The organism is Chamaesiphon sp. VAR_48_metabat_403, from assembly GCF_031422475.1.
Classification (GTDB): domain Bacteria; phylum Cyanobacteriota; class Cyanobacteriia; order Cyanobacteriales; family Chamaesiphonaceae; genus Chamaesiphon.
Genome location: NZ_JANPLS010000311.1, coordinates 1 through 3,558 on the forward strand (window position 1 = coordinate 1; position 3,558 = coordinate 3,558).

General features: G+C 45.4%; 2 protein-coding genes and 1 pseudogene. 1 reads left to right on the forward strand and 2 read right to left on the reverse strand.

The window, feature by feature from the left end; translation table 11 throughout:
- Nucleotides 1-141: 141 nt before the first annotated feature.
- Nucleotides 142-1,314 (reverse strand): MFS transporter, encoded by a 1,173-nt coding sequence (locus RMO79_RS14910; RefSeq protein ID WP_310483964.1) that lies wholly within the window; start codon nucleotides 1,312-1,314, stop codon nucleotides 142-144.
- A gap of 130 nt (nucleotides 1,315-1,444) precedes the next feature.
- On the opposite strand from RMO79_RS14910, the gene RMO79_RS14915 reads away from it, so the two are divergent.
- Nucleotides 1,445-3,007: an NAD(P)/FAD-dependent oxidoreductase gene (locus RMO79_RS14915; protein ID WP_310483965.1), complete on the forward strand. Its 1,563-nt coding sequence runs from the start codon at nucleotides 1,445-1,447 to the stop codon at nucleotides 3,005-3,007.
- 80 nt (nucleotides 3,008-3,087) lie between these two features.
- Here the strand turns inward: RMO79_RS14915 and RMO79_RS14920 are convergent.
- A pseudogene (locus RMO79_RS14920) lies at nucleotides 3,088-3,558 on the reverse strand (histone deacetylase); the annotation flags it as partial.

Here is a 3,558-nt window from a genome sequence, read left to right on the forward strand (position 1 = left end):
GTTTTGGGGCGCGACGTTTTCGGGGGAAGCTTCCCCCGAAAAGCTCGCTTGGGAAGCTTCCCCCCTAGAGCTTCGCGCCCCAAGACCGCACTTTTCGCTAAAACCTAACACCCATCCTACTAAAAACCCATAACTAGCAACTTAGGATGTTTTGCTAGTCGCTCGCAAAAATGTTTGACTGAGCATACCCGTACAAACAAGGGCAAAAACAATCAGCAAGCCAAACCCGATTGTATAGCTCCCAGTCATATCCTTGCAAACTCCCAACACAATTGGCGGAAAAAAGCCGCCTAATCCGCCCGCAGCACCGACTAATCCGGTGACGCTCCCCGTCTGGTTGGGGAAATATTGGGGAACGAGTTTGAATACGCCTCCGTTACCCAAACCAAATAGCACCGCACAACCTAGCGATCCGATCGTAAATAAAACGATCGACGGCATTGCCATCAACCAACCGATCGCCGCAATACCTAAAAATACATAGAGTAGCAGCTTTTGACCGCCAAGGCGATCGCTCAACAAGCCACCGACAGGGCGGGATAGAGTTGCCACTAATACAAAAATTGCCGTTCTCGCGCCTGCATCTGGGGGAGTCAGTGCAAAGACTTCTTTATATAAAGTGGGCAGATAAATACTCAGCGCGACAAAACCGCCGAAGGTGAGGGCATAAAAGATACTTAATACCCAAGACAATTTTTCCGTCTTTAAGACTGCGATATTTTCGGCAAATGTTTTTGACTTGCTAGGTGGTTTGGCATTATTGGCACTCAGCGCAAAAATCGCGCCCCACGCTACCGCCGCCGCACTAAATACCAGAAACGTAGTCGGAATACCAATTTGAGCGGCTAAAACTGGCCCGCCAAACACCGCCACCGACTGCCCGATATTTCCCGCACCATAAATACCCAGCGTGGTGCCCTGCTGACTCGGTGGAAACCACCCAGATACAAAAGCAACCCCGACGGCAAAAGAGGTACCTGCTAGCCCCAGCCAGAAGCCCCAGAATAGCAAACTGGAATAAGAATGATTGAGATATAAACCGACAGCCGGAACGATTGTAAATAATAATAAGATACTAAACACGATCCGCCCGCCATAGCGATCGGTTAATAGCCCCATCGGAATTCGCCCCAGAGAGCCTAATAAAACGGGGATGGCAATCATCACACTTGCTTGCGTAACGGATAGCCCTAATTCTTTCCGTAATAACGGTGCTAAACCTGAGATAATGCCCCAGTTAGCAAAAGCTACGGCAAAAGCCATTGTCGCCAAGAATAGATTTTGATTGGCAGGGGATCGATCGGCAGTATTCATATATACAGACAAAGACACTCAGAATATGATGTCACTAAACCACGCCACAAAAATAGGATAGACAGCAAATATCTATCCTATTTTTGAAAATATCGATGCTAATTTCGCATGTTATTTACCCACTCCCATTATGGCTAAAACTCCTTTAATCCAGATCTTGCGGCGTGCTTATCGGATTGCTCGATTTGCCCAGCTTAGGAAAATTTCGCCAGCAACAGCTTTAGAAAGGTATGAGAGGCAAATTAGTCGTCGCCGTCTATTGCAAGGCTCGCTTGCGGCTGCTAGTGCCGTTTCTGCAATTGCGATCGATGCCCAGTTCCAGCAAAAAGTCGATGCGGCGACAGCTCCAGTATTAATCGTCGGTGCGGGGATTGCCGGATTGACGGCGGCTTATTATCTAAATCGATCTGGCGTACCAGTCCGAATTATCGAAGCATCCGCACGCAGCGGTGGGAGGATGCTCAGTCAAACCAAGGCACTCGGCTCGGATACCACTGTTGAATTGGGCGGCGAATTTATCGATTCCGGACACAAAAACATCCGTAAATTAGCGACTAAGCTAGGTTTAGTCGAAGTCGATTTATGGGCGAGCGATCGCGGATTGACTCAAGACACCTGGTTTTTTAAAAACCGATTTGTTAGTGAAAAAGAATTAATTACGGCTTTTATGCCCCTTGCCAAACAGATCGATCGAGATGTAAAAGCCATCGGCGAAGTTAATTATAAATCGACTAATCCCCGTGCCAGACGACTCGATCGAATCTCAATTTCTACTTATCTAGCGCGTTATTGTCCCGACCCAATTCTACGACAATTTATCGAAGTTGCTTATACTAATGAATATGGGCTAGAAGTCACCCAACAATCAGCTATCAATTTATTATTACTCATCGGCAAAGAGCCAAATAAACTCGAAATCTATGGGAGTAGCGACCAACGCTATCAGATTCGCGGCGGCAATCAACAGATCGTTACTAAATTAGCCGAAAAGTTTCGCGATCTAATCGAGCTAAATACCCAACTAGAATCGATCCGATCTACTCCCAAAAATCGCTATCGCGTCAGCCTGCGATCGGGTGGTAATAGTAAAGAATATACATTCGATCGCGTCATTTTAGCATTACCATTTAGTATCCTCAGAAAACTCGATCTCGGCGTACGATTGCCAGCAGTCAAGCGATTGGCAATTAAAGAAATTGGCTACGGTACAAACGCTAAATTAATTACCAGCTATAGCGATAAAATCTGGCGCACTAAATATAAATCTAACGGTCAATCATTTAGCGATCTAGATACCAGTGAAACTTGGGCATCGAGCCGCTATGCTGAAACTCAAACAGGCATAATTACTAGTTTTAGCGGTGGCGATTTGGGTGCAAAAATCGGCAAATCTAAACCTTCAGAAATTACTAGTAAGTTTACTAACCAGTTCGATCTAATTTTTCCAGGTGTAAAAAATGTAGCCTCGAACAAATCGATCGTTACTAATTGGATCGATTCCCCCTATGTACGAGGTTCTTACTCCTGTTATTTAGTCGGACAGTGGACGAAATTTGCGGGTTCAGAAGGTGAAAGAGTTGGCAATCTCTTTTTCATCGGCGAGCATTGTTCGATCGATGCTCAAGGCTATATGGAAGGTGGCTGTGCTACCGGAATAATGGCAGCAAAAACCATCTTAAAAGAGTTAAAATAACTCAGATCCCTGCCACGATCCCGCAGCGATCGAGATCCTGTACTCTGATATTTGAATCTTCAAAATTTCCCATTCTTTAATCAATATTTCCGATCGATCTTATTCGCTGCCCGATGCAGCAATGAGTGTCGATAGACGAGACTGGGAATATCTTCAGTATAGCCACCACCGATGACACAAGCGATCGGATAACCTTGAGATACACAAGTATCTAACACATAAAAATCGCGATCGAATATCCCTGTATTCGTTAATGCTAGTTTACCCAACCTGTCGCTAATATGCGGATCGACACCCGCATCGTATAAGACTAAATCCGGTTTTACCTGTGATAATAAATCGGGTAAATATTGCAAAAGGGTGGTTAAATACTCTGCATCTTCCATCCCTTCCCGCAGAGGGACATCGAGATCGCTGGTTTGTTTCTTGCTAGGGAAATTGATGTCGCAGTGCATGGAGAAGGTAAATACACTCGAATCGCCTTGAAAAATTGCCGCAGTACCATCGCCTTGATGGACATCGAGATCGACGATGAGGATCTTTTTGGCTAA

Coding starts and splice junctions, on each gene's coding strand:
- RMO79_RS14915 (WP_310483965.1), top strand. CDS start 1,445: ATGGCTAAAACTCCTTTAATCCAGATCTTGCGGCGTGCTTATCGGATT.
- RMO79_RS14910 (WP_310483964.1), bottom strand. CDS start 1,314: ATGAATACTGCCGATCGATCCCCTGCCAATCAAAATCTATTCTTGGCG.